This is a genomic window from Draconibacterium sp., assembly GCF_041583095.1.
In the GTDB taxonomy this organism is placed as follows: domain Bacteria; phylum Bacteroidota; class Bacteroidia; order Bacteroidales; family Prolixibacteraceae; genus Draconibacterium.
This window is the reverse complement of sequence record NZ_JBFHGM010000360.1, coordinates 1-4214: the sequence shown is the minus strand read 5'-3', so window position 1 is coordinate 4214 and position 4214 is coordinate 1. Positions and strand designations below refer to the sequence as shown.

Sequence of the window (4214 nt, the reverse complement as noted above, 5' to 3'; positions counted from 1 at the left end):
TATTCCAATTTTTTACTTTACGATCTTGCGGGTATTTATGCCTTCAATGGGGATAAACAGAATGCTTATTTATGGCTATCAAAATTTAGCGAGTTGAATAAAATGCCGCGCTGGACGGTAGACCTAATAAAAACAGATCCCTTATTTGAAACAATCAGGGGAGAACCTGATTTTGAGAAGATAGTTGCCGATGTTGAAACAAAATACAAAACCGAACACGAACGCATTAAAGTATGGCTCGAAAACAATAACATCCTATTGGAATAAATCCCACCATTCCCTTCATAGAAACACATTTTGCAAAATAAATTCAACTCTTGCAATATAAGTTCAACTCAAAAACTATAGATTCTACCTTCTGATGCTGTATTACTAACATAAGTATTGTTTTATTCCCGAACTTTGATTCCACTAAATGTCATTTCTTCATTTTCTGAAAATTAAGGCCATGAAATCTTATTCGTGTTATTAGTCCTTATCGCCAACATATTTTTCTGTCTCACAACATGAAAAGAAAGAAAAATTGAAGAAATGCCGGGTATTGCCTTTCTAACTAACCTGCATAAAATTTAGGCAATCACCCAAACCTCCTTAGATATTAAGTTTTGGGCCACCTCTAATTATGGAGGTGGTTTTCTTTTTTCAGAAAAAAGAAAAAGGGTAGCCCAACGACCACCCCTCACATTCAATAATGTATAATGATAAAAAATAAGGGTACAACAAGTTTAAGGAATCAAAACAGTAATGTTTCTATTTTAGTTCGCTACTTATCAACACCTTAACGTGAATAGCGCATCTTTACCAGGATTTAAATAAGCAGAATATCATCCCTCCAAAAATTTTCAATCCTGTTATTAACTTTTTTACTTCTGGTGAAAAAAGTACTATATCTACGTCTTCAACCCGGCTTAATTACTATTAATCAGCAAAAAGCGCCAAACCTTTGTCAATCAGAAATCTTTTAATTACTTTTGCGGCCAATTAATTTTATGCCGTTTCTATTGAAAGCGATGTTGCGGCGTAAACATTGTATAACAAATAGTTCTTTAAAAAATGTATTTAACATCAGAAAAAAAACAAGAGCTTTTCGCCAAACATGGCCAATCAGCTCAGGACACAGGTAGTGCAGAAGGTCAGATTGCATTGTTCTCGTTAAGAATTAACCACTTAACTGAACACCTGAAAAAAAACAAGAAAGACCACAGCACTCGTCGTGCATTGATTAAACTAGTAGGTAAGCGTCGTAGCTTACTCGATTACCTCATCAAAAAAGATATCGAACGTTACCGTGCGATTATCAAAGAGTTGAACTTACGTAAGTAAATTATATTGAAAGGCAATGCATTGGTATTGCCTTTCTTTTTTGTAAATTGCAAAACCTCACCACCCATTGTAATTAACAAAGGCCGCATACAGGCCGCAAAAATTATTGATTTAAATTATGGTAAACGCTACAGTTAAAACAATCGAACTTGCCGACGGCAGGACGATTACCATTGAAACCGGCAAATTGGCAAAACAAGCTGATGGTTCGGTAGTGGTTCGAATGGGTGACACCATGTTGCTGGCAACAGTTGTGTCGGCAAAAGAAGCGAAAGAAGATGTAGATTTCATGCCGGTATCAGTTGATTACCGCGAAAAATTTTCAGCCGCAGGACGTTTCCCGGGTGGTTTCCTGAAAAGAGAAGCCCGTCCGAGCGATGAAGAAATTTTGGTTGCACGTTTAGTTGACCGTGCACTTCGTCCACTTTTCCCGGAAGATTACCACGCTGAAACCGCGGTAATGATCTCACTGATCTCATCAGGAAAAGATGAAATGCCTGACTGTTTAGCCGGTTTGGCAGCATCAGCAGCAATCGCTGTTTCAGATGTTCCTTTCACTACTCCGATTTCGGAAGTTCGCGTAGCCCGTATTGATGGCGAATTCGTTATCAACCCATCTCTGGCGATGTTAGCAGAAGCCGATCTTGACATTATGGTTGGCGCATCGTACGAAAACATTATGATGGTTGAAGGCGAAATGAATGAAGTTTCGGAAGAAGTAATGTTGGAAGCGATTAAAGTTGCGCACGAAGAAATTAAAAAGCACTGTAAAGTTCAGGAAGAACTGGCTGCAGAACTGGGAGTTGTTAAACGTGAATATTGCCACGAAAACAACAACGAAGAATTGCGTGCACAGGTAAAAGCCGATCTTTACGAAAAAGCATACGCTATTGCGAAACAACAAATTACCAACAAAAGCCTGCGTATGGAGTCTTTTGCTGCTGTTGTTGACGAATATGTTGCAGCTTACGTTGAGGCCAACGCCGAAAATGAGGAGATTGACCTTGTGGCCAACGAAAAACTCATTCGCCGTTACTACCACGATGTGGAAAAAGAAGCTATGCGCCGTATGATTCTCGACGATGGAATTCGTTTGGATGGCCGTGCTACTAACCAAATCCGTCCTATCTGGGGTGAGGTAGATTACCTTCCCGGTGCACACGGATCATCAATTTTCACCCGTGGCGAAACTCAATCGTTAACTTCGGTTACTTTGGGTACCAAAATGGATGAGAAAATTATCGACCAGGTAACTGTTCAGGGAAAAGAGAAGTTTTTATTACACTACAACTTCCCTCCATTCTGTGTTGGCGATCCTAAAACACCACGCGGAACAAGCCGTCGCGAGATCGGTCACGGAAACCTGGCACACCGTGCATTAAAGAAAATGCTTCCTGCCGATTCGCCTTATGTAGTTCGTATTGTTTCTGATATTTTGGAATCAAACGGATCATCATCGATGGCTACAGTTTGTGCCGGAACAATGGGATTGATGGACTGCGGATTAAAAATCAAAAAGCCGGTATCGGGTATCGCAATGGGATTGATTACCGATAAAGGTGCTGAAAAATACGCTGTTCTTTCTGACATTTTAGGTGACGAAGACCACCTGGGTGACATGGACTTTAAAGTAACCGGTACTGCCGATGGTATTACCGCTACTCAAATGGATATTAAAGTTGACGGACTGCCATACGAAGTGCTTGCGCAAGCATTGCAACAGGCAAAAGAAGGCCGTTTACACATTTTGGGCGAAATGCTGAAAGTGATTCCTGAAGTTCGCGAAGACTTTAAACCAAATGTTCCACGTATCGAAACCGTTCAAATTCCTAAGGATATGATCGGTGCGGTAATCGGACCTGGTGGAAAAGTTATTCAGGCTATCCAGGAAGAAACTCAAACCGTTATTGTTATCGAAGAAGTTGACGATGCTGGTTTGGTTCAGATTTCAGGAGCCGGATTGGAGCCAATTGAAGCTGCAAAAGCTAAAATTAAGGCGATCACTGCACTTCCTGAAGTGGGTGAAATTTACCAGGGAAAAGTAAAATCGGTAGTTTCTTTCGGAGCATTTATCGAAATTATTCCTGGAAAAGAAGGTCTGTTGCACGTATCTGAAATGGCTTGGGAACGCGTTGAAAACGCAGAGGACTTTGCTAAAGAAGGCGAAATTGTTGAAGTAAAACTGATCGGTGTTGACGAAAAAACCGGTAAACTTAAACTTTCGCGCAAAGTGTTGCTTCCAAAACCTGAAGGTTATGTAGAGCGCCCACCAAGAGAAAACCGCGGACCTCGTGGAGATAACCGTGGTGGTGATCGTCGACGCGATGATCGCAGAGGTGGAGACAGAAGACGTGATGACCGCAGAGGTGGTGATCGCAGAGAATTCCGTCCTCGTCGCGATAACGACTAATACCAATTGTTTTCAGTGTGAGCCTTAAGCGAAACACTGAAATTACAATGGTTAATGCCGATTGAAAAATTAAAGTTTTAATTTGATTTCACATCGGTATAAGAGCTGAATAAAATTCAAGCAAAATAATAAAACGCTCCGCCTTTTGGTGGGGCGTTTTTTTGTTATTAACAGTGTACACTTATAAGATGAAACATCGGATCACCCGCAAGTCCGATGGATTTAACATTCCATAGACGGCAAGAGAGGAACTGGAACTTTTTGCCTGCCTGGCGGCTTTCATCTTTGCCCCCGACGAAATGTCGGGATTTCGTCTTTGCTCCAACTTGAAGCAAAGACGAAACAGAAAATTCAAGGCTGCTTTTGGTCCTTCCCCTACGTTTTCATTAAACCTAAGTTCGGACGGGTGATCTCCTCGCCCACTCGGAGTTTCCCGCTCTCACTAAGGTTTCATTTCAACTCCGGGCAACGACCAAAAGAG

3 protein-coding genes are annotated in these 4214 nt (G+C 41.2%); all 3 read left to right on the top strand.

The genetic code is table 11. The features are described 5' to 3' along the window. Window positions 1–267, top strand: a 267-nt coding sequence (locus ABZB17_RS21015) for a hypothetical protein (protein ID WP_372653333.1), incomplete at its 5' end; no start/stop codon positions are given. 786 nt (window positions 268–1053) lie between these two features. Continuing rightward, complete coding sequence (gene rpsO, locus ABZB17_RS21010; protein WP_045026295.1) at window positions 1054–1323, top strand: 30S ribosomal protein S15; 270 nt, start codon at window positions 1054–1056, stop codon at window positions 1321–1323. A 118-nt stretch (window positions 1324–1441) separates the two neighbouring features. Continuing rightward, window positions 1442–3733 (top strand): polyribonucleotide nucleotidyltransferase, encoded by a 2292-nt coding sequence (pnp, locus tag ABZB17_RS21005; RefSeq protein WP_372653330.1) that lies wholly within the window; start codon window positions 1442–1444, stop codon window positions 3731–3733. Window positions 3734–4214 lie beyond the last annotated feature (481 nt).

Bases quoted from the DNA above. Each gene is read 5' to 3' on its own strand.
- rpsO (WP_045026295.1), top strand. From the start codon at position 1,054: ATGTATTTAACATCAGAAAAAAAACAAGAGCTTTTCGCCAAACATGGC.
- pnp (WP_372653330.1), top strand. From the start codon at position 1,442: ATGGTAAACGCTACAGTTAAAACAATCGAACTTGCCGACGGCAGGACG.